Source organism: Nonomuraea guangzhouensis (assembly GCF_019396345.1).
Classification (GTDB): Bacteria; Actinomycetota; Actinomycetes; order Streptosporangiales; family Streptosporangiaceae; genus Nonomuraea; species Nonomuraea guangzhouensis.
In genome coordinates, this window is the sequence record NZ_JAHKRM010000031.1 from 30,699 (window position 1) to 52,794 (window position 22,096).

The window sequence follows — 22,096 nt, forward strand, 5'->3', positions numbered from 1 at the left end:
GTCACCGCAGCCTCCGATCCGAACAGCACGAAGACGCCCCGTCCACGCTTCTGGTGGGCGGGGCGACTCGGCATTGCAGGCTTCCCCAGTTACTCGCCGCCGACGGCGTCTTCCAGCGCCTTGCGGGCTGCTTTGGGGTCGTCGACCTCGCGCCAGTACTTGTGCTCCTGGATCGCTACGGCCAGTTCGCGGCACTTGCCCTGGAGGGTCAACCACGCCTGCCCTGCTGCTGCGGGCAGCCGCTTCTGGGCTGCTAGGAAGTCACGGCGCAACTTGATCAGGTCGTCGGGCGGCGTGTAATCGGCCATGGCGGTTCTCCCCAGGTGAGCGTATGCGAAGCGATCCTAGACCGAACGCGTGTGCGATCAGAGAGGCGGGGCCGGGTGTTGGCCAGAAGCGGACGCAGCCTCGCGACAACCAACTCGCCGTGCCTAACGTCTCACCCGGTGTCACGTTCCACTCCCCCACGCAGAGGACTCGAAGATGCGTCCCGTCCCCGCCCTCGCCGCTGTCGGCACAGCCGCAGCCGTGCTGCTCACCCTCACGCCGGCCGCCCAGGCCGCGACCCCGGCCGTGCAGATCGTGAAGGTCTACTACGACAGCCCCGGCAGCGATCTACGCTCCAATGCCTCGCTGAACGGCGAGTACGTGGTCATCAAGAACACCACCACGAAGGCGATCAACCTGGGCGGGTGGGCGATCTCGGACAAGACCGGCTACCGGTACGCGTTCCAGTCCGGCGTCGCATTGAAGCCCGGCAAGACGTACACGCTGCGCACCGGGACGGGCAACGACGGCACCAGCGGCGTGTACTGGAACCGCAAGGCGTACGTGTGGAACAACGACAAGGACACCGCCTACGTGCGCCGGTCGGACGGCAAGCTGATCGACTCCTGCCCCTACAACAGCACCCGCGCCGACTTCACGAACTGCTGACCCCGGACAGCACGAAACGGCCCGCCGCTCCAGATGGGAGCGGCGGGCTCTTCTGTGCCCAAGCGGGCCATGCAGATCTTGAACTTATAGATTTAGACCCTCAAGTGTGGGAGCATTTCTATAAGCGCAAGATCCATTGGAGGTGCAATGGGCATCGAGGCCGCCCGCAACGACGACGAGGACCCCGCGTCAAGGCTATGGGCACTGGGGCGTCTGAAGATCGAGTACTTCCACGACATGATCAAGGCGGGAGAAGCCGACAGGCGGACCTCGACCCCGAACGATCCAACCACCGGCCCTGGCACGCGCGACTACCTTGCACGTGTTAGCGCCAGCCGCGAGGTCCTCATCAGGGAACTCGGCTGGAAGCGCCTCAACCACCTCAACATGTCGCTCACGGTCAATCCCGACAAGACCCTGGCCATCACCATTGCCCGTGGGGACGCTCGCACTGGCCAACCCGGGCGCCCGCACCCGAAGACGCTCCGTCCCCTCGGCGATGCCAAGCAGAGCCTCGTGGAACGAAACCTCGTGCTCCCGGAAGCGCTCTTCGACCTACCCGACAAGCCTGACGAGGCCACGGTGAACGCCGGCGATCTCGACGGCCTCAAGTCGTGGTTCCTACTTACGCGGCGCGTCGAGATCCAAGGAAAGGTCATCGTCTACTGCGAGTTTTCACGCCCTACTGGCCTTGACAGACAAGGGCGCGTCGAGGAGTGGGGCGACCGGATCTGCATGCCCGAGGTCGAGTTCGAGGCCGTAGTGGACTACATCCCAGGCAAGGATGACGGGCCGACGTTCGAGGTCAACATCGACGAGCACTAACCCGAGGATTCCCCGCCCACCGCTCAAGCACCATCGAGGGAATCATGGTCACACCATCCCGCATTGCACTCGCTCGACGCCGGCGAGGACTCACCCACGTGGAGTTGTCCGAACTGGTCGGCGTCAGCGCTCAAAGCCTGTCCAACTACGAGAACGGCCGGCAGGTCCCATACGAGGAGGTCGTTGAGCGTCTCGCCATGGCGCTCAACTTTCCGACCGCGTTCTTCTACGCGAAGGAGGCCGACCCCATCACTCCGCAGGCGGTCTCCTTCAGGGCGCGCAGCAAACTCCGGGCCACGCATCGCAACATGGCTCTAGCAGCCAGCGACCTGGCAGTGGAGTTCCACGACTGGCTGACAGCGCGCCTCGGACTGCCGAAACCAGACCTTCCAACCCTAGGCAAGCCGGATCCGGCCACAGCCGCGGCAATGGTCAGGTCCCGCTGGGGGCTGGGAGTTGCCCCTATCTCCAACATGATTCACCTGCTGGAAGTACACGGCGTCCGCGTCTTCTCCCTCGCCCACGAGTATCAAGACGTCGACGCGTTCTCGTTCTACCGAGGGCCGGTCCCATTTGTGTTCCTCAACACCAGCAAGACGGCCGAGCGAAGCCGTTTCGACGCTGCCCACGAGCTCGGCCACTTGATCTTGCACTTTGATGAACGCCCTGTGGACCGCCCGCAGGCCGAGGAAGAGGCCAACGCCTTCGCACGGCACTTTCTGATGCCTGCGGAGAGCGTGATCGCCCACATGCCGAAGTCGCCTTTCGTTGACCAGATTCTCAGGGGCAAGCACATCTGGAAGGTGTCGGCCCTTGGCCTGACCTATCAGCTACACGATCTCGGCATGTTGAGCGATTGGAACTACCGAAAGACCTGCATCGAGCTGGGCAAACGCGGTTACAAGACGGCCGAACCGGACGGCATGGATCGTGAAACCTCTCAACTGCTGGAGAAGGTGTTTCGCGCGCTCCGAGCTAAGGCCATCAGCCCTCGGCAGATAGCGCGTGACCTGCACATCCCAGTTGAGATGCTGAGCGAGTTCGCCTTCGGACTCACGATGGTAGCCGTGCAGGGTGGCGCATCCGAGCCGCAAGGCCCTCCGCCACAGCTCCGGCTCATCCGATCTAACTGAACGCGCAAAGAAGCCCACCCGCCCCGAAGGACAGGTGGGCTCCCGTCTGCAGGCGACGGCCCTGACACCGTACGCCGTGGACGGGTAGAGACGCCAGAGAAGCGCCGTCCGGCTCACGAGATGGGGAACCGGACGGCGCTTCGTTGCATCAGCCCTACGACTGACATTCGCCCACCGAAGCAGACGAGAGGAGGTCAACCGGCGCTGCCCGCTCGCACCGTCTGATCAAAGCTAGCGGCGGCGACGCAAGATCCTCTCGATCACAGCAAGAGCAGCTTTGCGGCGTGCCGCCTTTTTGCTCCACACAGCGGGGTAGATCACCCCGAAAAGGAATAGCAGGATGATCACCCCCACCGCTAGGGCGACGAGAGGCGACTGACTGGCGATCTGTTGGAAGATCGGCGTCGCCCCCAGCTCGTGCTCGTACAGGTGAAAGCCTTGCTGGGGTAACGTGGTATTGCTCAAGGTGGCCTCCGAGGTGACCTTGAGTTGCGGCGGCCCCCCGGTGCTAGCGAGGGGCCGCCTCCTTTTTGCTCTACGGCGAATCCGTAGAAGAGCATCCTTAACCGAAGGCCATTTATATGGCAAGCGAAACCGTCGCGCCACTATGCAAGAAATCCGAGATCCGCAGATTCGGCATGTAACAGCGATGAAATCCGTCGCCAAATCGCGGATAAATGTAGTGCGGCGCACTTCTGGAACACGCCAAAAGGGCTGGGCCACCCGAAGGTGACCCAGCCCTTTTGGCGTGTCCTGGTTTCCCGCAGCAGAGGCGGACGTGCCTCCAGATGGCGCCCTAGCTCCCGTGCCTTGTCCTAGTCCACGGTCAGGCGCTGGTGACCGCCGTCTCCTTCGGCGTCTGATTCGGCCTCAGCATCAGACCCAGCAGCGCCGACAAGGCGGCGATGATGACGCCCTGCTGCTCCGTGGTGAACGTCAGGCCGTCGATCCCGAACGCGACGATGCCCGTCAGGATCGTCTGGGCCGCGCCCGTGAACGCCGCCACGACGAACGGGCGTGTGGTCAGCGCCACGATGAGCGCCATCGCCCCGTTCGCGATCGTCATCGTGTAATCAGCGGCATCACCCGTGATCACGCCGAACGCGACCACCACAGCCAGCAGCGACTGCAGACCGTACAGGATGGCCGCAGGATCCCGGCCGAAGAGCTTGAACTGCATGCCAGCCTCCTACGGCTTGACGGTGTAGCCGTTGTCGAAGTCGAACGCGAACGACTCCGCGTTGGCGCCCAGCGTGATCCAGGCGGTGTCTCCGCCGTTGCCCCAGATGTGGCCGTGATAGCCGCAGCGGGAGTTCATGAACAGCGTGTGGACCGAGCCGCCCGCAGACACTGCGGGGACGCCTCGGCCGCTGTAGACGCGCACCGTGTGGCCAGCCGCGAGCATGACGCTGCCGTCCGCGCCCGTGGTGATGCCAGCCAGCGAGGTGACCTTGAGCGTGTTGCAGTTCCGGTCGTTGTCGCCCTCGTGGCTCTTGGCCCACTGGTCAGCGACGACCAGGCCCGCGACGTTCACGTCCACAGCCGGGCTGCTGACGTTCTTGACGTCCACGAACTCCTGGTTCCTGTTGTAGATCGTGTCGCTGCCGTACGCGTTGTAGCCGACCTGCGTGATCGCCAGGCTCGGCACGTCAGCGAACGCGGCAGCCGACGACGTGAGGCCGCCGAGACCCACGGCGAGCGCCAGAGCGACGAAGACGGCCAGAGACTTGATGGTGCCCATCGAGGATGCTCTCTCTATCAGGGGACATGCGAAAGGCGCACCACATCGGGTGGCACGCCTCAGGTGAGGGCAGGGCCCTCGTTCAGTTGCTCTCGTCAATCAGGCCCGGCGTGCGATCGCCGGGCTCGTCCTCCGCGGGCTCGGGATGCCGCGGCAGGAACGACTGGTACGGGAAGTGGTCCAGCCAGATACGGTCCACGATCAGGTGATAGGCGCGGTCCACGCCGCGTCCCAGGTGCGCCGATCCACCGCCCCGGTAGCTGGGATGCCCTTCTCCTTCTGGAACGCCTTGCACACGTCCTCATCGGCCTCGGCGAACCAGCCGTCCACGTCGATGCGCCAGCCGCGCTTACGCATCTGCCGCTGCCACACCTTCACGTCGTCACCCTTCGTCGTGGGCGGCCACGTCAGCCGGCGGGTCCATGCGGGGATCGCGACGTCGTCGTCACCGTCGTCTTCGCCGGCCATGGCGTCCCGTACGAGGTCGAGGAACACGTCCCACGGGAAGCCGGTTCCGGGGTCGCTGTGGTCGGACCGTTTGTAGACCGCGCTGACGTCGGCGTGGCTCGTGAAGCCCTTCCCGCCCGCCTTCAGTTCGGCCCTGGACAGCTTCCGGACAGGGATCTTGTACAGCTTGCACCATCCCGCCGTCACAGCCGCGGCCTGCTTCAGCATGGACCTGCTGTAGTCGTCCAGCCAGTCGTCGCGCTTCTGCTTAGCGAAGCCCGCGAGCTCCACCTGGAGGCCGTCGGCGTTCGCGCCAGGGGCCGCCCACGCCGTGTCCTTGTCGGCCACGCACCGCACCACGCTGTTGCTGTCCACTGTCACGTGAGCGGACGCCTCCCGGCTCATGGTGGCGAACATGCGAGCGCAGTCTTCCGCGGTGGTGGCGGTCTCCGCCCACTCCATGGAGTGCATGACGATCAAGCGAATGGGGGCGATGCGGCCCTTGTGGTAGTGCTTGGCCTGAACCGTTTTCAAGGTCGCTCCCTCACTGAGGCTTGCACGTGTACTTGGTGGATCCGGGCTCGTCAGGCGTGCAGGTGTAGGTGATGACGCCGATCGCGAATGTCCAGGAGGCCGGCGGCGGGCCAGTCTCGCCCTTGGGCCCGACAACGGTCGAGTCGGCGCCGTCTTTTCCGTCCTTGCCGTCGGCGCCCTGCTCGCCCTTGGCTCCTGGAGGGCCGGTGACGGTGGCACCGGGCTCGCCCTTGGAGCCGGGGATTCCCTGGAGTCCGGTCGGGCCGGCGGCGCCGTCCTTGCCCGGCTTTCCGTCTCGTCCTGCGGGCCCAGGCGGACCGCTCGGACCGGTCAGGCCGCGGGGCCCCACGACCGTCTGGCCGGCGGGGCCGACAGGCCCGCGTTCTCCCTGAGGGCCAGCGGATGGCGACACGAGCGGCACGCCGCCGAGGCGTTTTACCTGCTCGGCCAACACCTGCCCGTCCGACTCCGCCTTCCGGAGTTGGCTGCGGACGTCGCCGATCGCAGCCATCCCCGCAGCCATCAACCCCGCGAACGCGACTGCGGCGCCCAGAGGCAGCCACCAAGCCCGATGCCGCGACGGCTCCTCGGTGGCGTCGTCTTCGTCGAGCTCGTCGTGTTCATGGCGGCCCATCGACTCACGATCCCTTGCTGGTCAGCCACAGTTGGATCAGGAGGATCACCAAGGGGGACACGAACGCCGTGAACACCGCCGTGACAATCAGCTTGCGGTCGCCGGCGCGTTGAGCCTTCTCAGCGTCCCGCTCCGCCTTCAACGCGGCGATCTCGCTCTCGTGGTCGTCAAACTGGCGTTGGACCGCGGCCTGGTGTGCCTGAAACAGGTCGTTGGTGACCACTCGGTCCAATCGCGTGTTCAGCGCGTTGAACCCCGTTTCGACGGTCCGCCGCAGAGCTTCCACAGTTCGGTGGAGCTCCCATGGGGTGGGCTCATCGGCCACAGTGCTCCTCGCCGTGGTGTAGGTGGGTGCCGCCCGCTCGCACCCTCAGACGAGACGGGCGGCACGATCAGGGGCTGTCCTGTAACGCAAAGCGTCCGAATCGGGACAAGCCGTGTAAGTAAACGAGTGGCGACCGGCAGGCGTCCTCACGAGTCCCAGCCATCTGGAGTCGTCATGGGTTACCCGCAGCAGCCCGGCCAATCCCCGTACGCGCCACCGACCCGCGAACGCAGGACGAACGGCTTAGCTGTGGCCGCGCTGGTGCTCGGCCTTACCGGCTTCATCACCTGCGGGTTCACGTCGATCCTGGCCGTCGTCTTCGGCCATGTGTCGCTCGGCCAGATCAGGCGGGACGGCACGGACGGGCGCGGCATGGCCCTGGCGGGGACGATCCTCGGCTGGTTCCTGACCGGGGCGTGGCTGCTGTTCTGGGTGCTGTCGTGGACGGGAGCCATCTCGTCAGTCCTGTACTCGGCCGCCGTCCCGACGCCTGTCGGGCCTGCCCGGACGGGGCTGGAGTTATCGCCACAGCCAGGTCAGGCGACCAGCGCACAGCAGCAGGGCGGGCACAAGGTGACGCTCGAAGCGGTCGGCACGGACGGCGCCACGGCCGCGATGAACATCACCTACAGCAGGGACTTCGAGATTAAGCAGGAGTCGGGCGTCAAGCTGCCGTACGCCAAGGAGTTGGTGTACGACGGCGACCAGCCGCGCCTGTACCTGTGGGTGCAGAACGCGGGAGACAAGGGCGTCATCGAGTGCAGGATCAAGGTGGATGGGAAGATCATCCGCGAGTCGAAAGCCACCGGGGCCTACGCCGTATGCCAGGTCACAGCGGACAAGCCTTAGGCGTCAGGCGTGCTACCGCTGCGCAGCAGCTCGACCTCGGCGGCCAGTTCGTCGCGCTCGGCCATGATTTGCTGGGCGAGCGCTCGCCATTGCGCAACCTCATCAAACGCTGTGTTGCGCTGGCGAGTCACCTCGGCAAGCACCAGGTCCGTCGGGACGGACAGCGATTGCTCACGCTCCACGGATATCCCCCATCTTCGTCGTGCGCCGCCGTTGGAAGATCTTGCGGCCCTGCACGATGTTCTCGGGTCGGAGCCGGGCCGCCATGTCCTGCATGACGATGTACTTCGGGTTGTCCGACAGGTCCGCCACCTCAATCAGTCGCCCGGCTTCATGTAGTTCCACCTGCGGTGCTGGCCGGAGCCGGGCCACGCCAGCCTTCATGCCGCTGATCCCTGCCTTGATGCTTGACCGCAGGTCGGCAGGATGTCGCGAGTACAAGTCCGCGCTGCTCGTTACTGCGTTCCTCGCATCGACGTAAGGGCTCCCGGCCGGATCGCCAGACCTCATCAACGCTCCGAAACCGTCCGATGCAGGCTCTCCGACCAGTGGGGCGGCGAGCATCGGGTAGGTCATCAGGTGGTCGAACATGTCGTCGACGTGACCAGAGTTCTCGATGTCGTACTCAAATGCCACCGCCACGCTGTTGAACGCATCTTTGGGCATGGAGAAAGAGAAGATGCCGTCAGGCGCGTACTCGGTGGGCACGTTGTAAACGATGGTCCACCTGCCTGCGGCCACGTCATCCTTGATCCGGATGATGTCCCAGTCGGACATGTCTAGAGCCTTATGTTCCAGTAGGTGATGCGGTCCGAGCCGGACAGCGCGACCGACACGTGTCCGCTGAAGTCGAACGCGCCGTTGTTGGTGACCGCGTGCCCGACAGGGTTTCCAGCGGTCGGAGTGAACATCGCGTACATGGGGTCGCTGCCGTAGTAGCCGTCGAAGATGGTGAAGGAGCTGCCGTCTACATCCACCGATCCGGGGATGACGGCGCTGTGTGCGAAGCCGACCCCGGAATCGTTGGCGGGTTTGATGCGGCCCCCGAACCAGATCCGTCTGTCGGTGTAGGAGTTGCCCATCCCGATGACCTGGTTCTGGAAGTAGTCCGCGTCGTCTGTCTCGCCCAGCTCGGTAAAGCCGACAGCGTCTCCAGGGCTGAGGTGGAGGTGGGCGTTCGACGCGGCCCCTGTTGGGCCTTCCATCTTGAACCACGCGTAACTGCCGGGGCTCGCGCCGCCCTGCATGATGATGCGGGAACTGGTGGCGATCGTCCCGGTGCTGGACAGAAAGCGAATCTCGGGGTCGGTGGTTCCGGACGGGTTGAAGATGATCCTTCTGCCCGAGAATGCTGAGGAAAGCTGGCCGACGATGGTCACGTTGCCGGTAGAGGAGGCGATGTCCACGGTCTGCTGGCTAGAGGAGTTGTAGGCGCGGAACCCGGCATTGTCCAGCTCGATCCGCGCGCCTGACGTTGCTGACCGAAGCGTGAACGATCCGGAGTTGGACAGCGTGACCAACTCGGTGCCGCCCGAGTTGAAGCCGTGCAGGCCGGTCGTGTTCAGTTCGACCCTCTGGCCGCTTGATGCGGTACGGATGGAGGCGCCGATCAGCCAGTTCGCGCTGATCGTCCCCGCCGTCACCTTGGACACGGTCAGGTCGGTGATGTGCGCGTCATCAATCAGGAGCGCGGTCACCGATGCGGCGGCCGACGCCGACGACCGGTTCCCCGCCTGATCGACGGCGATCACCTTTACTTGGCGCAAGCTGGTGTTCGACTCCGGGACGGTGCCCACCGCTGCGATCCCGGCCTGCATCATCCCGGCGTTCGCGGCCACCTGTCCGCGCAATGTCGTGCTGTCGGGCGTGAACCCGCTGGTCGCGCCGACGTGTACTTCCAGGTGGTCGAGGTCGAGCTCCAAGTTGTAGGTGCCGCCGCTTGCCTTCCCCAAAGTGTGGGTGATCTGGATCGCGATCAGCGACGCGGCCACCGTTGGCGCGGCTGGAGTCGAAGGCGGGATCGTGTCCGGGTTCGCGGTAGCCGTCTCGACCGCTGACCAGGCGCCCTGGTTGTTCGACGAGTCGACGGCGCGGATGCGGAAGTCGTAGTCGACACCTGGGCTGAGATCGAGCACCATCGCCGTCAAGTCGCCCCACGGCGCGAACGTCGTCTGCCACTCCGTCGCCGGCGACACCCCGGACTGGATCTCGTAGTGGTCCCCATCCAAAATCGTGGAGCCGTCCACGTTCAACGGCAGATCCCACGACACCTGCATCCGCGCCCGCGTGTTGCCCAGCCCGTCCAGGTAGACGCCGGACAGAAACGGCAGATCCCAGGTCACCGCGCCAGGGATCGTGCTGTCCGGGATCGGCCGATCCCCAACCGGCTCCAAACCGCCCTGTGACAAACTCTTGAGCAACTCTCCCACGTCAACCGTGGTCTCGCCGCCTTCGAAGTCCACGAACTGCGTGAGGTCGATCCACGTGCCGTCCTGATGCCGGTAGGCGACCGTCGTCCCCTCCCGCACCGGCCAGTTCGAGCCCGCGATCCTGAGCTTGATCGGGTTGATCCGCTCTCCCCGCCACATGATCTCGTTGTTGGTGTCGAGCAGCCCGGCGTCAGGATCGTAGATCCAGACGTAGTCGCCGACTTTGTACGCGCCCCGCACGTCGTAGTCGTCCGTCGTCAGCCGGAGCGCGTTCCGCGTGGACAGGTAGCGGTTGAGCTGTACCTGCGCCCTGCCGTTCGCGTTCCCCGACGTGGTTCCCGACTCGGAGATGAGCCGCACCCGCTTGATCAGGTTGCCGCGAATGTCGCTGTACAACACCGACGGGTTGTCCGCCGAACCGATCGCGGTGGACTGCCCCTCTCCTTCGGCGATGACCACGACACGGGTCGTGTAGTCATCCACGTCCGTCGCGAGCGCCATGTCGCCGCGCAAGCCCCGGTAGGAAAGGTCTGCGCCGTCGGTGTGCCGGTTCGGCCGCTCCCTCACAATGACACAGGTGGGGTTGGTGACGTACAGGTCGGAGATGAGGCCAGCGTCGAGCTTGCAATCTCCCGTCACTCGCCACTCAGCGTTCATCGTGTTGCAGATGTAGTTGATCGCTTTGCGCTTGGACTGCCACACGTGCGTGCTCTTGTAGGTGCCCGGCACGCTGTACAGGGTGCCTTCAACGACGGCTGTCCCGGCGCCGAGGATCGCCCTGATGGCGTTCGGGAACGTGTTGTTGATCGAGATGGGCGACTCGATGACTTCGCCCTTGTCGTCGGCGTCCCCCAGCCACACCGCCGTGGACTGGCCGTCGATCTTCTTGGCCAGGTCGAAATCGCGGCCGGTCAACACGCCGACGTACCGGGCCATGGTGAGCAGTTGGTCGCCGTACTCGGCGGGGTTGAGCCTGCCCGGGATGAACGCCACGTGGCCGAAGAACTGGAGCCGGTCCAGGACGTCGCGCGGGGTTTCCTCCACCAGGGTGAGCGACCAGGAGCCGAGCCCCATCACGACCTCGTTGACCGGCATCGGCTCACCTCCTGACCGCAGCGGTGGTTTCGGGGAGCGCGCCAATGAACTGGTCGCGCAGGTTGACGGCGGTGTCGCCGGACACCGCGCTGCCGCCGCCGGCGACGACGCCGAGATAGAAGTCGATCGCTGCCACGCTGGTCTTCGTGAGCCCGCCGCTCGCGTGCGCCGTGTACGTCTTCGCGGATCCGAGCGTCACCCGGTTGCCGTCAGCGTCGTCGGTCGTCTTCACCAAGTAGGACGTGTTGTTCGTCAGCGTCTCTGACGTCGCGAGGTATACCGACAGGCTGCCCGAGTCGCCGCGCTGCAGGTACCCCTCCACGAAGCGCGAACCCCGACGCAGCGTAAGGTCGAGCACCGTACGGCCGACCGGTGACCGGGCGGCGGTAAGCCTCACCACGCACTGCTCCACGTCGTTGCGCAGCACGCTCGCCGAGTCCCACGAGGCGACCTGGGTGCCGCCGACGTCGGCCCACCACTTCTTCGGCCGCCACGCCCCGCCCGTGAACGACGCCACCTCGATACTGCCGCCGCTTGTCAGTGGGCGTACCCGGACGAGACCATTCGTGAGCTCCCAGCCGTCCTCAGCCAGCCGATGGGACGCTCCCACCCGCTCCAGCCCGTCGGTCAGGAGCCGTACCCGGCCCCGCATGTAGTCGTCCAGGCGGCACCCCCACCGCGGCGACACCCCGGACGGGATCCCTCGGTAGACGGTGATCGTCCCGTCGGCTGTCGTTCTGGTCATGAGAGATGGCGCGGTGGCCCCGGTGTAGTAGCCGTAGTGGCCGACCGGCGGGGCGCTCCAGCGCTCGCCTGTGAGCGAGAAGTCGTTCTTCCGTACGGCGCCGGACAGGCGCGTTTCCAGGTCGATGTCCGTCTCAGCGCCGTGCCGTTGCAGGCTGATCTTCCAGGCGATCGTGACGATGCCCTGCCGCTTGCGATCCAGCACCTCACCCGACGCCGACGAGATCGTGTAGTAGCCGTTGCGCTCGGCCTTCTCGTCCCAGATCGCGGGCACCAGGCTGTCCATGGATCCGAGCACGCCGTCGAAGCGGTCCCACGCCTCCTCACGACTGACCATCGGGCACACCTCGATGCCGGAGATGTGCATCGACCAGCCCTGGTAGGCGCTCTCAGTGAATGCCATCGTCTCCCGCAGGATCAGCCGGCCGAGCTGGAGGTCGCTCACGCGTACACCTCCCGCTCCAGGGCGCGAATCGCCTGCCGGATGTCCTCGACCATCCGCCGATACGAGGCCGGGTCACGCGGGTCGAGGACACCCTGCACGTTGATGTTCTCGATCCGCACCCCGCCAGCACCGGCGGCAGCCGTACCCACGGCAGCGCCCGTGGTCGCGGTGCCGAACGACCCGGAGAACGCCGGCGCCGACGACGCGGTCGTGAACGCATCCGTGACGTCAGCCATGCGCGAGGCTGCCGCCTGGAGCATCGGCTGGCCAGCGTCCATGCCGACCACCATGCCAGCCGGTAGTTCACGACCGATCGCGGCAAACACCTTCGACGGCGAGGCGATGCCGAGGATCGATTTGGCCCACCCCGCCAATCCGCCGAAGAGGTTCTGGACCTGCGAGACCAGCCAGTTCCACATCGAGATGATCCCGTTGTAGAAGCCGGTGACCAGCGACTGCCCTGCTCCTACGAGGAGCCCGCCCATGTTGCCGAGCGCGCCCACGAGCTGGCCGGGCAGCCCGCTCACCCAGCCGACCAGGTTCTGGAACTGGCCGATCGCGGCGTCCTTCGCTCGGCCGACCCAGCCGAGCAGCATGCCGGGCAGCCGTCCGAACCACGAGTCAATCCCGTTGATCAAGTCGGGGATGATCGAATGGCCGACGAGCGTGTCATACATGAGCTGGAACGTCCGGTTGACCGTGTTGACCATGCCGACGACGACCTCAGCCAGCCTGACGATTGGCGGAATCAGCTTCGTCGCGATCACCGCCGCGATCTCGATGAACAGTGGGATGTGCGGCGCGAGCTTGGTCAACAAGTCCGCGAAGATCGGGATGAGCGGGTACCAGGCTTGGGTCAGCAGGATCGCGTTGCGGATCAGATCCGGCAGCAGCGGAAGGATCTGGCCGATCGCCTCGAACGTCCTGGGCAGCAGCGACACCGCCAGTTCGGCGAGCGGCGGCAGCAGGTTGACGATCCCCGGCAGTAGCGACAGGAACGCGGACACGAGCGGCGGCAGTTGAGGCAAGACCATCTGCAGGGCTTGCAGTAGGGCTTGGCCGAGGATCTGCGCCGTCTGCGACAGCGGCGGCAGGATCTGCAGGATCACCTCGATCAGCGCGCCGAGTACGGACACGAACGTCTGCCCAATCAGCCCGGCGATCTGGCCGATGATCGGCAGCAGCGGCGCGAGTGCCGGCACCAGCCCGGACACAAGCTGCGTGATCAAGTTGGCGACCTGCGGCAGCAGCGGGGCGAGCGCGGGAACGAGCGCGTTGATGAACGCCGCCGCCAACTGAATGATCATCGGGACGATCGGCGTGAGCGCGATCAGCGCCTGCCCGAAGCTGCTGACCAGCAGTTGCAGGCTCGGCAGGATCGACTGGACGCCCGCCGCCAGGTTCTGGGCGATTACAGCGGCGACCTGGCCGACCATGACCAGGAGAGGCGACAGGGCGGTCAGGATGCCGCCCAGCGCGGCACCGATCGGCGCCATCGCAGGCGCTAGCTGGGCAAGCCCGGTCGCGAACGCGGTCAGGAAGTCGCGGACGCCAGGCAGCAGAGCGGCGATCGCCTGCCCGATCGCGACGAGGAGCGGCGACAGCAGAGCGAACGCGTTGCCGATCGCCTGCCCGAGCGGCACCAGGATGGGCGCGATAGTCGCGACCGCCGCACCCAGACCATTGATGAGAGCGATCACGCCAGGCCCGAGAGCCGCAATCGCGGGGCCGAGGGCGGCGATCGCCTGCGCCAGGATCGGGCCGAGCGCGGTCGCCAGCTTGGCGGCCACGGGCGCGATCGCGGCGACGGCACCACCCAGCGCGACGATGATCGGCAGCAGCGCTCGGCCGACCTCGTTCAACGCCTTGAACAGGGTGACCAAAACCTCTTGGCCTTGCGCCGACTTCACCCACCGCGCGAACGTGTCGACGAGCTGGCCGAGCACGCCGAGCGCCTGCCCGCCCGCCGTCTTGGCTGCGTCGAGCAGCCCGTCGAGGATGTCCCACACGTCCTTGACCAGGGCGCCGAGCTGCTTGAGCACGGCTGCGGCGCCGTCCATCCAGGTGAACGCCTGACCGCTTGCGGAAACCCGCGACATCCACTCGCCAAAGCGGCTGATGACGTTCGTGAGGCTGTCGGACATGCTGGCCAGCCAGTCGGAGCCGACGACGCCCAAGTCGACGAAGCCGCGAAGCAGCGGCTGCATAGCGGACCACAACGCGCCGACCAGTTGGCCGGTGTTGCCGAGGATGCGGGAGAACTGCGAGACCGTCTCCTGGGCGGTGGCGAAATTCAACGTCTCGCGTACGAGGCCACCAAATTCGCTGGCCAGGTCCCGCAGCGGGTCCTTGAGCGCGCCGAGCGCCTGCGCAAACCCGGCCAAACTGCCGCTGAGCTGAGAGAAGAATCCTTCCTGCGCCGCCGCCTGAAAATCCTTGAACGCGGGCTTGGCCTTCTCGAACTCGGAGACGAAGGCAGCCGCGGCGGGCGTCAGCTTCGCCAGCGCCTCCTCCAAGGCCTTGGCGTCGCCAGACCAGACCGCGGCCATTGCCGACCCGACCCCGTACGTGGCCAATTTCCAGGTGACGAGCGCGGCAGCGCCGGTCAACAGCAGGCCGGGCAGGGCCGCCATCAACCCGCCTACCGGGGCGAGCGCAGCGGCCAGGTCCAGCGTGTAGACCGTGGCGCTCGCTGCGGCAGCACCAAGCGCCGCGACCGCCGACCCGACCGCCGCCCACTTGCCGCCCGTCGCCAGCAGGCCGCCGGCCGCCGAAACCACCGACCCGAAGCCTGATGCGAGCCGGCCGAGCGACGGCAGCATCAGGTCGAAGACGCGCCCGCCGATGTCGCCGAGACGGCGCAGCGCGTCACCCAGGCCGTCGGAGAAGCCGTCGCCGAACTCGCGGCCGTGGCGTCTGCCACGGCCGTTCCCGTCGCCCATCTTCCGGTCGAAGCCCTTGCTGAAGCCGTCGCCGGACTCTTCGCCGGCTGCGGTCGACTCAGCCACGAACCTGCCGCGCTCGTCGTGCCAGCGCCCCTGTGCGTCCTTGGTGAACCGGGCGCCGAACGCCTCGCCCGCAGCCTTGCCGGTCTCGTCGCCGATCTGCGTCCCGACCGGAACGAACTGGTTGCCGTCGTCGCCGAACCGCACGGCGCCCCGCTGCGACATGCGGCGGCCCAGCTCTTCGCCGGCGGCGTCCCCGGCAGCGTCGCCGATGTCGCGGCCTGCCGCGGTGAACCGGCCCCGCTCGTCCCGCAGGCGGCTCTCGGCTTCTTTCGAGAACTGCTTGCCGAAGTCGTCGCCTACCCCGTCGAAGGCGTCGCGAATGTCCTGCTTGAAGCGGCTGACGTCGGCGCGGACGCGGACGAACGCCTCTGCGAGCGGGGTGCCGGGCATGAGCACCCCCCGCCGACCTTCTGCTACTGGGCGGCGAGCGCGGCTATCAGCCTGCGCCTCTCCTCGGGGTCCTGCTTAGATGCCGGCGTGGGCGGGCTGAAGGCTTCGTCGAACTCGACGTGCGCGTCAACCTCGATGTCGTTCGCGCCGGCGAGGGCGAACAGTGCCTCGGTCCGGAGCAGGTTGGTGCGCCAGTCGATCCACAGGGCGTGGACGAAGTCGCACCAGTCGGCGAGAAGCAGTTCGCTCAGCCGTAGGACACCACCGGCGACTCCGGCTCCTTCGGCTTCTGCTCGACGGTGGCCCGCTTGAAGGAAACGACCGTCTGCATACCCGGGTCGTTCGGCGGCCCATCGGAGGAGTCCGAGGGCCTGCTGGTAGGGCGGTCAGCCGCCTCCGAGATCATCCCGCCGAGTATCTCGACCAGGACACCGCCGTCCGTGCCGTGCTTGCGACAGTGCTCGCGGAACCGCTCGTACGTCTTCTCGCCGAGGAGCGACAGGTAGACGTCGGCCAAGATGGCGATACCCTTCGCGCTGCCGGAGTCGACACCCGTCGTGGCGAGCCGGGCGAACTCGGCCAAATCCATGGTGCTGATCGTGCCTTCGGCTTCGAACTCGACGCCGTCCAGCTCGAAACTCGGCTTTGATCCGTCCGAACTCTGTTGGGCTCCGGCCGAGGTGTAGGAGCGTCTGGTCATGGTCAGGCCGCCCTAGCCGTCGACATGATCGCCTTGAACAGCTTGGCGGCGGCGGGCCGCTCCAGCTTGAACGAACACGGGATGGTCGCCTTGGCGGCGCCCTTCGCCCGCGAAATCTCCATGCCGCCGGTCTGCAGCCCCTTACGGAACACCCACCTCTCGGTGTGGTCTTCGCTCTCGAAGCCGAGCATAACCCGCACCTCTTCGCCCAGGTCGGGCGGTTCAAAGGTCACGATGCCAGCGCCCGAGGTGATAGTGCCGCCGTTGAGGGCGCGCTTGAGGTTGGCGGCGGTGATCTCCGCCAGAGCGAAGTCGACCGTCATCTCGCGACTGGTGAGCGCCACCGCGACCGGGTCGAGCTCTTCGGCCACCTCAACGTTTTCCGAGTCGACGCTGTAGTTGACCTTGGATCCATCATCGGTGTAGCCGAGCGCGGTCCACGCGGCGGACACGGTCGCCCACGGCGTGGTCAGGTCGGTCGGCTCGGTGGTGCCGAGCACGGCGATGTAGAGGTATCCGGGGCCCAATGCCAGGTTGGCCGGGTTTCCACGAGCCATCAGGCGTCACCCTTCTTGTCGGTGGTTGCCTGGCCTACGGCGGTCTCAGGCTCGTTGTGGGCCGCAGCGGGCGGCTGCTTGGGGGTGTCGTCGGGGTGGCGGACCTTGTCGGCCCAGCCGTACGCCTCGACGTGGTCAGCGGGCACGCGGTCGCCGGGGTTGTGGGCCCGGTTGAACTGGCTGCCGTCGAGGTACAGCGCCTCTGTGGCGATGTAGTACGGCGGACGATCCGCAGCGTCGTTCTCTGTCTTGGGAAGGCGGCGTGCCATGGCTCAGCCGACCCTCAGCGCGGAGGCGGTGATACCAGCTCCTGAAGCTGACCAGGTCACGGTGACCATCCCGTCGGCCGCAGCGAAGAGGTTGGGCGGGAATGGGCCGTAGAAACGCTCTCCGGTGGTCGCCGGCGTCGTACCACCGACCAGGTCGGAGATGTCCATTTCGGCGATCTTGCCGGGCGTGACGAACGTCGGCGTGACCGCGGAGCCCGTGGTGTTCTTCACATGGAGGAACACGTTGACGCCTGCGGAGAACTGGTCCGACGCCGAGACCGTGGTGTAGCTGCCCGCGACACCCGAACGCACGATGTCAACGGTGGGATAGGTGGCCATCTAGGTTGCTCCTTAGATGATGGTGAAGGTGGCGTCGACCAGGTACTGCCACTGCTCCCGGTCGGAGTCGTGGTTGTCGACCAGCAGCGGGCCCACCAGGTCGTCGGCCACCAGGCAGCGCGCATCGCCGATCACGGCGGGGCTGCCGGTGAGTGCCGTCACGGCGTTGGCGTACGCGACGGCGGCGTCTTCGGCGGCTTCGTCGGTGCCCGCGTAGATGCTGGCCGAGATGCGGGCGCTGTCGATCACGTCTTCGGCGACCACGTCCCCAGCGCGGCCGATCCGGGACAACAGCACGTAGGCGCCCTGGCCGGGCGAGCGGGGATGCTGCCGGAACGCGCCCAAGGCGATCGGCTTGCCTGGCCCGACGAGGGTGGTCTGCGAGGTGAGCCAGGACCGGACGAGCCGTACGGCGGCGACGTAGGCCACGTCATGCCTGCCGCAGGTCTTCGAGCGCCGGCCGAAGGTGGGGTTGCGCCTTGGTGCCGGGGTGGTGGACGACGCGGGCGAAGTGGATTTTGCCGTCGCCGTCGAACCAGCGCAGCCAGCCGCCAGGCTTTTTCGGCCGGATCACGTGAGGCCGTGTGCCGACCTCCATGAACAGACCCAGGGGCTCGCCTTGAGGCGTGCGGGCGGGGCTGGAGATGTCGACGTACTGGGTGACGTCGCGGCCACGATCCCACCGGATGACGGAGCGGAGGTGGCCGGGCGGTCGCCCTCCTGAACCTGCCGGGGAGACCGGCGCCCGACGCTGGGCACCCAGCTTCACGATCTCGCCGTAGCGGGCCATCCGCTTGCCGACCGGTCCCGTGTAGGAGTGCAGGACCCGGAACACTTCCTGCTCGTTCCAGATGAGGGTGACGTCTGCCACGGTCGCCTCCTACAAGGGGTAGTCGCCGTACCAGACGGGCTCAGGCATCGCCCACACCGGCAGGAGCGAGCCTTCCGGCCCGCTCCCCTGGTCGTTGATGGCGTCGATCAGCCGCTGCAGCACGTCCTTCGCCCGCTGGTCGAGCTGCTCGAACACGCTGACGTCAGCGACCCGGTCCGGGTAGGCGAGCTCGATGTCGGCGGCGGCCCTCAACGCCGCCGCCTCCGACGCGAGCCCAGCGAGGAACGCCGGCGTTGCCGGGATGGTGCCGCCAACAGCGCCCAACACCTCGACCACGGCGGCCTTGATGTGCCGGGTGGCCTGCTCGTCCGTCGGTGTCGTGCTGCCGTTGAACGTCGCCAACATCGTGTCCGAGCTGGGGGCGTTCGCGTCGCGGGTACGGGTCGGGATGTGGTCGGCGACCTGCTCAAGCGTCGGCTGCCACGACTCAGCCACCGGCCCACCTCTCCCCTACTCGTTTGGGGTGGACCGGCCGCGGGCAACGGGGGATGCGCCGCGGCCGGTCCACGCTTACGACTGCTGGCGGACGTACCGGTCCAGCAGCTGGTCCCGCGTGAGCGTCTCCAGCTCGTCGCGGTCGCCACCGTGGGCGATGCCGTAGTCGATGAGATCGGCCTTACGGGAAGCAGAGTTGACGGACGGTGGCGCCGGATCGTCCGATGCGCCGTCCGACTTCTCCGCAGGTTCCTCGCGCTCGCCGCCCGAGGCTGGCTTGGGCTCGTCCAAGGCGCGGATCATGCCGGAGTTGAGCAGGTGGTCGAGCTTCTCCTGCGGCACGCCGTCGGGCAGGATCGCGCCCTGGTAGTAGGTGCCGAGCGCGGGCCCGGACGGCGTCATGGCGGGGACGTGGACGACGCATGGCGCCGTCACCTGGTAGCGGGTCATGGCAACCACCTCACGTGCCGGTGATCTTGTAGCCTGCGCCGGGCTCCTGCACGATCGGCACCGTCAGGCGGCGGGCCCACATCTCCCAGGCGTCCCGGCGGGCGAGCCGCTCGGTCTGGACCTGGATAGCCATGTCGCTCACCGTGTAGCCGGGGTCGACCTCAGCCTCGTCCGCCATGCCGCCGAGCTGCTTGCTGTCGAGCACCCACACGTCGTTGGACGGCAGGCTGGACACAGGAGCGACCACGACCGCCAAGTCGTCGATGACGTCGATCGGGCCGCCATAGACCGGGTTGTCGGTGGTTTCCCGACGCCTCAGGTTCGAGATGTTGGGGTCGGACGCCATGTAGGCGTACTTCGTGCTGCTGAGCAGGATCGTGTCGGGCATGTAGCCCTGGTTGAGGTCGAGGATCGCCGCCTTGGCAAGCTCGATGTCGCGCAGGATCATCGCCGTGGTGGCGTTGTTCCACGCCGCTGTGGCCGCACCAGAGGCGGTGATCGCCGACCCGATCGCGGACACGGTGACCGAATCGACCTGCTTGATCACGCTGTTGATCAGCTTGCGGAGGGCGCGGTCCACCGCGTCGCCCGCATACACGTTCCGCTTGATCTCCTCGTCGGTGAGGTCGACCGCCTGGCCCCACTTCTGGACCGCGGCCAGCGCCGCAGCGCCGCTCGGCGGGACGTCCTTGGGGTACTCGGAGCCCGCTCCGACAGCCTCGACAGGACGGGTGTTGACGATCGGCTCGGAAACCTCGTACAGCACGGCGCCGCCGCTGCTGCGGAAACGCTGAGTGAGAATCTGGTCGCTCACGAACCTCAGGTCCGTGAACGTGCGCAGACGGCGACGGATCTGCGTCGGCGACTGCAGGAACCGGCTGATGCTGAGCAGGTCGCCCGAAAGGGTGGGCGGCGCGGCCGGGTAGGTACCAGGCATGTCCTATCTCCTTTCGGGAGGTTAGCGGCCGATCCAGCGGGCCTTGTTGCCAGCGGTGGCGGTCGAGACGGCGGTGCCCATGAGGGTGCCCGCCGCGGCGATCGTGCCGAGCGTGCCGGAGTCGACACCGCCAGCGGTGGACGAGGTGAGGGCGGCGCCTGCGGTGACGCCGGCCGGGGTGGTCGTCTCGTGAACGACTCCCGGGATGGGCCACACGGTGACGCGGGTGCCGGAGGTGGCGTCGTGGGCGGCCACACCGACGTAGGCGCCGTTCGCGCCCGCGGTGGGGGCGACCGTGCCGACACCGGAGGCGAAGACCACCTGGCCCCCGGTGATGGTGGCGGAGGCGGTCATCGTGAAAGGCTCAGTGCCGCCGTAGTAGACCGGTGCGTAGTCGGCCATGATCAGCCCACCTTCCGGGAGAACAGGCTGTCGAACTCGGTGTCGTCGGAGTCGGTCGGCTCGCCGCCGGGCTCGCCCACGTCCTGAAGCGGGACGACTCCGTCGGCGAGGCTCGCCAGCGTCTGCCGGGTGCCTTCCGGGTCGAGGTCGTACAGCCGCGCCCAGTGCTCGCGCCTTGCGGGCGGGAACTTGCCGGCGTTGATGGCGTCGTCGAGCGCCCGGTCGCGGGCCTCGACCCGCTGCTGCGCCCGGGCGGCCACACCTTCGGCCGCCTGCTCGCGCAGCTCGGCAAGCGTGGCTTCGTCGATCGCGACCGTGCCCTCCGGCAGCTTGGCGGCTACCGGCTCAGCAGGGGTCTCGATGGGCTCGGTGGTGGGCTCAGTGAGCACGGCGAGCTGGTCGTCGAGCGCAGCGAGCAGGGCATCGTCGTCGAGCTCGGCGTCGGTGATGCCGAGCCGCTCACGCAGGCCCTCGCTCAGAGTGGACATGCTGTCCTCCTCCTGGGTTTCTTGGGGCCCCGCGGCCGGCTCGGCCGGGGGAGTCTGTGATGCCGCGACGGCAACCACGCTCGGGGTGGCGTGGTTCTCTTCGTCGGGCAGGTGATCGCGCAAGTGGCGTTCGATCGTGGACCGTTCGGCGTCGGTCAGGCCGTCGGTCTGCGGCAGCCTGGCCAGCGCATTACGCACCCCGTTCAGGGATGCGGCGCCCGGCTTGCCGTCGGCGTCCACGACGTGGTGCGGCAGCTTGCAGGCGCTCTTCGGGACGGCGCCGTCCTCGACCTGGTCGCCGTCGTACCAGCCGTACATCGCCTTGGCCGTCGCGACCGGCACGGGGGAGGGGAGCTTCTTCTCCTGTGCCGGCCCGTCCCAGGCGCCCTCTTCAACGGATGTGCTGTGCGGGCCGACCGCGGTAGCGAGCGGGGCGGGAGCGTGCTCGCGGCCGGCGTAGCGGAACACCGACAGGTTCCACGCGTTCGCTACGGCCTTGTCGGGTTCGGACTGCTGCTCGCGATGCTGGCCCACCTCGTCCGCGAGGCCTGCCGCGACGGCTTCCTCAGCGGAGTACCAGGTCTCGCTCGCCATCCGCTCACGCCAGTCGGCGACGGTCCCGCCAGCGCGTTCGGCGTAGACGGACGCGATGTTTTCGGAGTGGCGGTCCAGCCGCTCTGCCTCATCGCGCATGTCGGCGGCGTCGCCGATGCACATAGCCCACGGATTGTGGATCATCATCTGCGAGTGCGGCTGCATGACGATCCGGTCGCCCGCCATAGCGATCACGGAAGCGATCGATGCGGCTAGGCCATCCACGTACGTGGTCACCTTCGCCGGGTGGGACCGGAGAACATTCATGATCGCCACGCCGTCGAAGACATTGCCACCAGGGCTGTTGAGCCGGAGGCTGATCTCGCCCGCGGTGACGGCCTTGAGCTCCTCCAGGAAAGCGCCGGCCGAGACGCCGAACCAGCCGATCTCGTCGTAGATGACGACCTCGGCCGCGCCGTCAGCGAGGTTGCTGATCCGGTACCAGTCCGCGTTGGTGCGCGCCTGTGGGCGTGCGGTCTTCAGCCTCACTGGTGCTCT

At 67.0% G+C, this 22,096-nt stretch carries 27 protein-coding genes; 4 read left to right on the forward strand and 23 right to left on the reverse strand.

The annotated features are described in order from the left end of the window. Positions 1 to 89 precede the first annotated feature (89 nt). The gene (locus tag KME78_RS47410; RefSeq protein ID WP_219536559.1) at positions 90 to 308 is read right to left on the reverse strand and encodes a DUF8825 domain-containing protein; all 219 of its coding nucleotides are present in this window, start codon (positions 306 to 308) and stop codon (positions 90 to 92) included. 175 nt (positions 309 to 483) lie between these two features. Here KME78_RS47410 and KME78_RS47415 point away from each other — a divergent pair, with 175 nt between their 5' ends. From KME78_RS47415 to KME78_RS47425, 3 genes are all read left to right on the forward strand, one after another. Further along, the gene (locus tag KME78_RS47415) at positions 484 to 936 is read left to right on the forward strand and encodes a lamin tail domain-containing protein (protein ID WP_219536560.1); all 453 of its coding nucleotides are present in this window, start codon (positions 484 to 486) and stop codon (positions 934 to 936) included. Positions 937 to 1,083: 147 nt separating this feature from the next. Then, complete coding sequence (locus tag KME78_RS47420; protein WP_219536561.1) at positions 1,084 to 1,761, forward strand: hypothetical protein; 678 nt, start codon at positions 1,084 to 1,086, stop codon at positions 1,759 to 1,761. Positions 1,762 to 1,805: 44 nt separating this feature from the next. Further along, the gene (locus tag KME78_RS47425) at positions 1,806 to 2,894 is read left to right on the forward strand and encodes a helix-turn-helix domain-containing protein (protein WP_281429081.1); all 1,089 of its coding nucleotides are present in this window, start codon (positions 1,806 to 1,808) and stop codon (positions 2,892 to 2,894) included. A 231-nt stretch (positions 2,895 to 3,125) separates the two neighbouring features. Here the strand turns inward: KME78_RS47425 and KME78_RS47430 are convergent, their stop codons facing one another. The 6 genes from KME78_RS47430 to KME78_RS47455 form a co-directional block, all read right to left on the reverse strand. Next, positions 3,126 to 3,359 (reverse strand): hypothetical protein, encoded by a 234-nt coding sequence (locus KME78_RS47430; RefSeq protein ID WP_219536563.1) that lies wholly within the window; start codon positions 3,357 to 3,359, stop codon positions 3,126 to 3,128. A 361-nt stretch (positions 3,360 to 3,720) separates the two neighbouring features. Next, the gene (locus KME78_RS47435; protein ID WP_219536564.1) at positions 3,721 to 4,074 is read right to left on the reverse strand and encodes a hypothetical protein; all 354 of its coding nucleotides are present in this window, start codon (positions 4,072 to 4,074) and stop codon (positions 3,721 to 3,723) included. 9 nt (positions 4,075 to 4,083) lie between these two features. After that, positions 4,084 to 4,635, reverse strand: a complete 552-nt coding sequence (locus tag KME78_RS47440) for a hypothetical protein (protein WP_219536565.1) — start codon at positions 4,633 to 4,635, stop codon at positions 4,084 to 4,086. 201 nt (positions 4,636 to 4,836) lie between these two features. Beyond that, a complete protein-coding gene (locus KME78_RS47445; RefSeq protein ID WP_219536566.1) occupies positions 4,837 to 5,616 on the reverse strand; it encodes a peptidoglycan recognition protein family protein in 780 nt (259 codons plus the stop codon). 10 nt (positions 5,617 to 5,626) lie between these two features. Then, a complete protein-coding gene (locus KME78_RS47450; RefSeq protein WP_219536567.1) occupies positions 5,627 to 6,250 on the reverse strand; it encodes a collagen-like domain-containing protein in 624 nt (207 codons plus the stop codon). Positions 6,251 to 6,254: 4 nt separating this feature from the next. After that, entirely contained in the window at positions 6,255 to 6,575 is a 321-nt protein-coding gene (locus KME78_RS47455; protein ID WP_219536568.1) for a hypothetical protein, read from the reverse strand. Between the two features lie 174 nt (positions 6,576 to 6,749). Between KME78_RS47455 and KME78_RS47460 the strand changes: the two genes are divergently transcribed. Next, positions 6,750 to 7,424: a DUF4190 domain-containing protein gene (locus KME78_RS47460; RefSeq protein WP_219536569.1), complete on the forward strand. Its 675-nt coding sequence runs from the start codon at positions 6,750 to 6,752 to the stop codon at positions 7,422 to 7,424. On the opposite strand, the gene KME78_RS47465 is transcribed toward KME78_RS47460, so the two are convergent. The 16 genes from KME78_RS47465 to KME78_RS47540 form a co-directional block, all read right to left on the reverse strand. Next, on the reverse strand, positions 7,421 to 7,606 hold the full coding sequence (locus tag KME78_RS47465; RefSeq protein ID WP_219536570.1) for a hypothetical protein: 186 nt from the start codon (positions 7,604 to 7,606) through the stop codon (positions 7,421 to 7,423). The genes KME78_RS47460 and KME78_RS47465 overlap by 4 nt on opposite strands. Then, complete coding sequence (locus tag KME78_RS47470; protein ID WP_219536571.1) at positions 7,596 to 8,201, reverse strand: hypothetical protein; 606 nt, start codon at positions 8,199 to 8,201, stop codon at positions 7,596 to 7,598. Before KME78_RS47470 ends, KME78_RS47465 begins: the two co-directional genes overlap by 11 nt. Before the next feature lie 2 nt (positions 8,202 to 8,203). Further along, entirely contained in the window at positions 8,204 to 10,948 is a 2,745-nt protein-coding gene (locus KME78_RS47475) for a phage tail protein (RefSeq protein ID WP_219536572.1), read from the reverse strand. A gap of 4 nt (positions 10,949 to 10,952) precedes the next feature. Next, the gene (locus KME78_RS47480; RefSeq protein ID WP_219536573.1) at positions 10,953 to 12,137 is read right to left on the reverse strand and encodes a hypothetical protein; all 1,185 of its coding nucleotides are present in this window, start codon (positions 12,135 to 12,137) and stop codon (positions 10,953 to 10,955) included. Next, entirely contained in the window at positions 12,134 to 15,535 is a 3,402-nt protein-coding gene (locus KME78_RS47485; protein WP_219536574.1) for a phage tail protein, read from the reverse strand. The genes KME78_RS47480 and KME78_RS47485 overlap by 4 nt, the downstream gene beginning before the upstream one ends. A gap of 247 nt (positions 15,536 to 15,782) precedes the next feature. Further along, positions 15,783 to 16,235: a hypothetical protein gene (locus tag KME78_RS47490; protein WP_219536575.1), complete on the reverse strand. Its 453-nt coding sequence runs from the start codon at positions 16,233 to 16,235 to the stop codon at positions 15,783 to 15,785. Between the two features lie 2 nt (positions 16,236 to 16,237). Then, on the reverse strand, positions 16,238 to 16,792 hold the full coding sequence (locus KME78_RS47495; RefSeq protein WP_219536576.1) for a phage tail tube protein: 555 nt from the start codon (positions 16,790 to 16,792) through the stop codon (positions 16,238 to 16,240). After that, a complete protein-coding gene (locus KME78_RS47500; RefSeq protein WP_219536577.1) occupies positions 16,792 to 17,061 on the reverse strand; it encodes a hypothetical protein in 270 nt (89 codons plus the stop codon). Before KME78_RS47500 ends, KME78_RS47495 begins: the two co-directional genes overlap by 1 nt. 3 nt (positions 17,062 to 17,064) lie before the next feature. After that, on the reverse strand, positions 17,065 to 17,400 hold the full coding sequence (locus KME78_RS47505; RefSeq protein WP_219536578.1) for a hypothetical protein: 336 nt from the start codon (positions 17,398 to 17,400) through the stop codon (positions 17,065 to 17,067). A 12-nt stretch (positions 17,401 to 17,412) separates the two neighbouring features. Next, positions 17,413 to 17,829 carry a hypothetical protein gene (locus KME78_RS47510; protein WP_219536579.1) on the reverse strand — a complete coding sequence of 139 codons (417 nt, stop codon included), beginning with the start codon at positions 17,827 to 17,829 and terminating at the stop codon, positions 17,413 to 17,415. A gap of 1 nt (position 17,830) precedes the next feature. After that, positions 17,831 to 18,271: a hypothetical protein gene (locus tag KME78_RS47515; RefSeq protein ID WP_219536580.1), complete on the reverse strand. Its 441-nt coding sequence runs from the start codon at positions 18,269 to 18,271 to the stop codon at positions 17,831 to 17,833. Between the two features lie 9 nt (positions 18,272 to 18,280). Next, on the reverse strand, positions 18,281 to 18,727 hold the full coding sequence (locus KME78_RS47520) for a hypothetical protein (protein WP_219536581.1): 447 nt from the start codon (positions 18,725 to 18,727) through the stop codon (positions 18,281 to 18,283). A 75-nt stretch (positions 18,728 to 18,802) separates the two neighbouring features. Next, the gene (locus KME78_RS47525) at positions 18,803 to 19,177 is read right to left on the reverse strand and encodes a hypothetical protein (RefSeq protein WP_219536582.1); all 375 of its coding nucleotides are present in this window, start codon (positions 19,175 to 19,177) and stop codon (positions 18,803 to 18,805) included. 10 nt (positions 19,178 to 19,187) lie between these two features. Beyond that, positions 19,188 to 20,114, reverse strand: coding sequence for a phage major capsid protein (locus KME78_RS47530; protein WP_219536583.1), 927 nt, complete (start codon positions 20,112 to 20,114; stop codon positions 19,188 to 19,190). Between the two features lie 21 nt (positions 20,115 to 20,135). Further along, positions 20,136 to 20,516: a capsid cement protein gene (locus tag KME78_RS47535; protein WP_219536584.1), complete on the reverse strand. Its 381-nt coding sequence runs from the start codon at positions 20,514 to 20,516 to the stop codon at positions 20,136 to 20,138. 2 nt (positions 20,517 to 20,518) lie between these two features. Further along, positions 20,519 to 22,087, reverse strand: a complete 1,569-nt coding sequence (locus tag KME78_RS47540; protein ID WP_219536585.1) for a head maturation protease, ClpP-related — start codon at positions 22,085 to 22,087, stop codon at positions 20,519 to 20,521. Positions 22,088 to 22,096 lie beyond the last annotated feature (9 nt).

Excerpts from the sequence above, each read along its gene's own strand:
- KME78_RS47460 (WP_219536569.1), top strand. The coding sequence starts at position 6,750 with ATGGGTTACCCGCAGCAGCCCGGCCAATCCCCGTACGCGCCACCGACC.
- KME78_RS47525 (WP_219536582.1), bottom strand. The coding sequence starts at position 19,177 with ATGACCCGCTACCAGGTGACGGCGCCATGCGTCGTCCACGTCCCCGCC.
- KME78_RS47425 (WP_281429081.1), top strand. The coding sequence starts at position 1,806 with ATGGTCACACCATCCCGCATTGCACTCGCTCGACGCCGGCGAGGACTC.
- KME78_RS47505 (WP_219536578.1), bottom strand. The coding sequence starts at position 17,400 with ATGGCCACCTATCCCACCGTTGACATCGTGCGTTCGGGTGTCGCGGGC.
- KME78_RS47490 (WP_219536575.1), bottom strand. The coding sequence starts at position 16,235 with ATGACCAGACGCTCCTACACCTCGGCCGGAGCCCAACAGAGTTCGGAC.
- KME78_RS47530 (WP_219536583.1), bottom strand. The coding sequence starts at position 20,114 with ATGCCTGGTACCTACCCGGCCGCGCCGCCCACCCTTTCGGGCGACCTG.
- KME78_RS47475 (WP_219536572.1), bottom strand. The coding sequence starts at position 10,948 with ATGCCGGTCAACGAGGTCGTGATGGGGCTCGGCTCCTGGTCGCTCACC.
- KME78_RS47535 (WP_219536584.1), bottom strand. The coding sequence starts at position 20,516 with ATGGCCGACTACGCACCGGTCTACTACGGCGGCACTGAGCCTTTCACG.
- KME78_RS47485 (WP_219536574.1), bottom strand. The coding sequence starts at position 15,535 with ATGCCCGGCACCCCGCTCGCAGAGGCGTTCGTCCGCGTCCGCGCCGAC.
- KME78_RS47415 (WP_219536560.1), top strand. The coding sequence starts at position 484 with ATGCGTCCCGTCCCCGCCCTCGCCGCTGTCGGCACAGCCGCAGCCGTG.
- KME78_RS47470 (WP_219536571.1), bottom strand. The coding sequence starts at position 8,201 with ATGTCCGACTGGGACATCATCCGGATCAAGGATGACGTGGCCGCAGGC.
- KME78_RS47410 (WP_219536559.1), bottom strand. The coding sequence starts at position 308 with ATGGCCGATTACACGCCGCCCGACGACCTGATCAAGTTGCGCCGTGAC.
- KME78_RS47495 (WP_219536576.1), bottom strand. The coding sequence starts at position 16,792 with ATGGCTCGTGGAAACCCGGCCAACCTGGCATTGGGCCCCGGATACCTC.
- KME78_RS47440 (WP_219536565.1), bottom strand. The coding sequence starts at position 4,635 with ATGGGCACCATCAAGTCTCTGGCCGTCTTCGTCGCTCTGGCGCTCGCC.
- KME78_RS47420 (WP_219536561.1), top strand. The coding sequence starts at position 1,084 with ATGGGCATCGAGGCCGCCCGCAACGACGACGAGGACCCCGCGTCAAGG.
- KME78_RS47435 (WP_219536564.1), bottom strand. The coding sequence starts at position 4,074 with ATGCAGTTCAAGCTCTTCGGCCGGGATCCTGCGGCCATCCTGTACGGT.
- KME78_RS47500 (WP_219536577.1), bottom strand. The coding sequence starts at position 17,061 with ATGGCACGCCGCCTTCCCAAGACAGAGAACGACGCTGCGGATCGTCCG.
- KME78_RS47450 (WP_219536567.1), bottom strand. The coding sequence starts at position 6,250 with ATGGGCCGCCATGAACACGACGAGCTCGACGAAGACGACGCCACCGAG.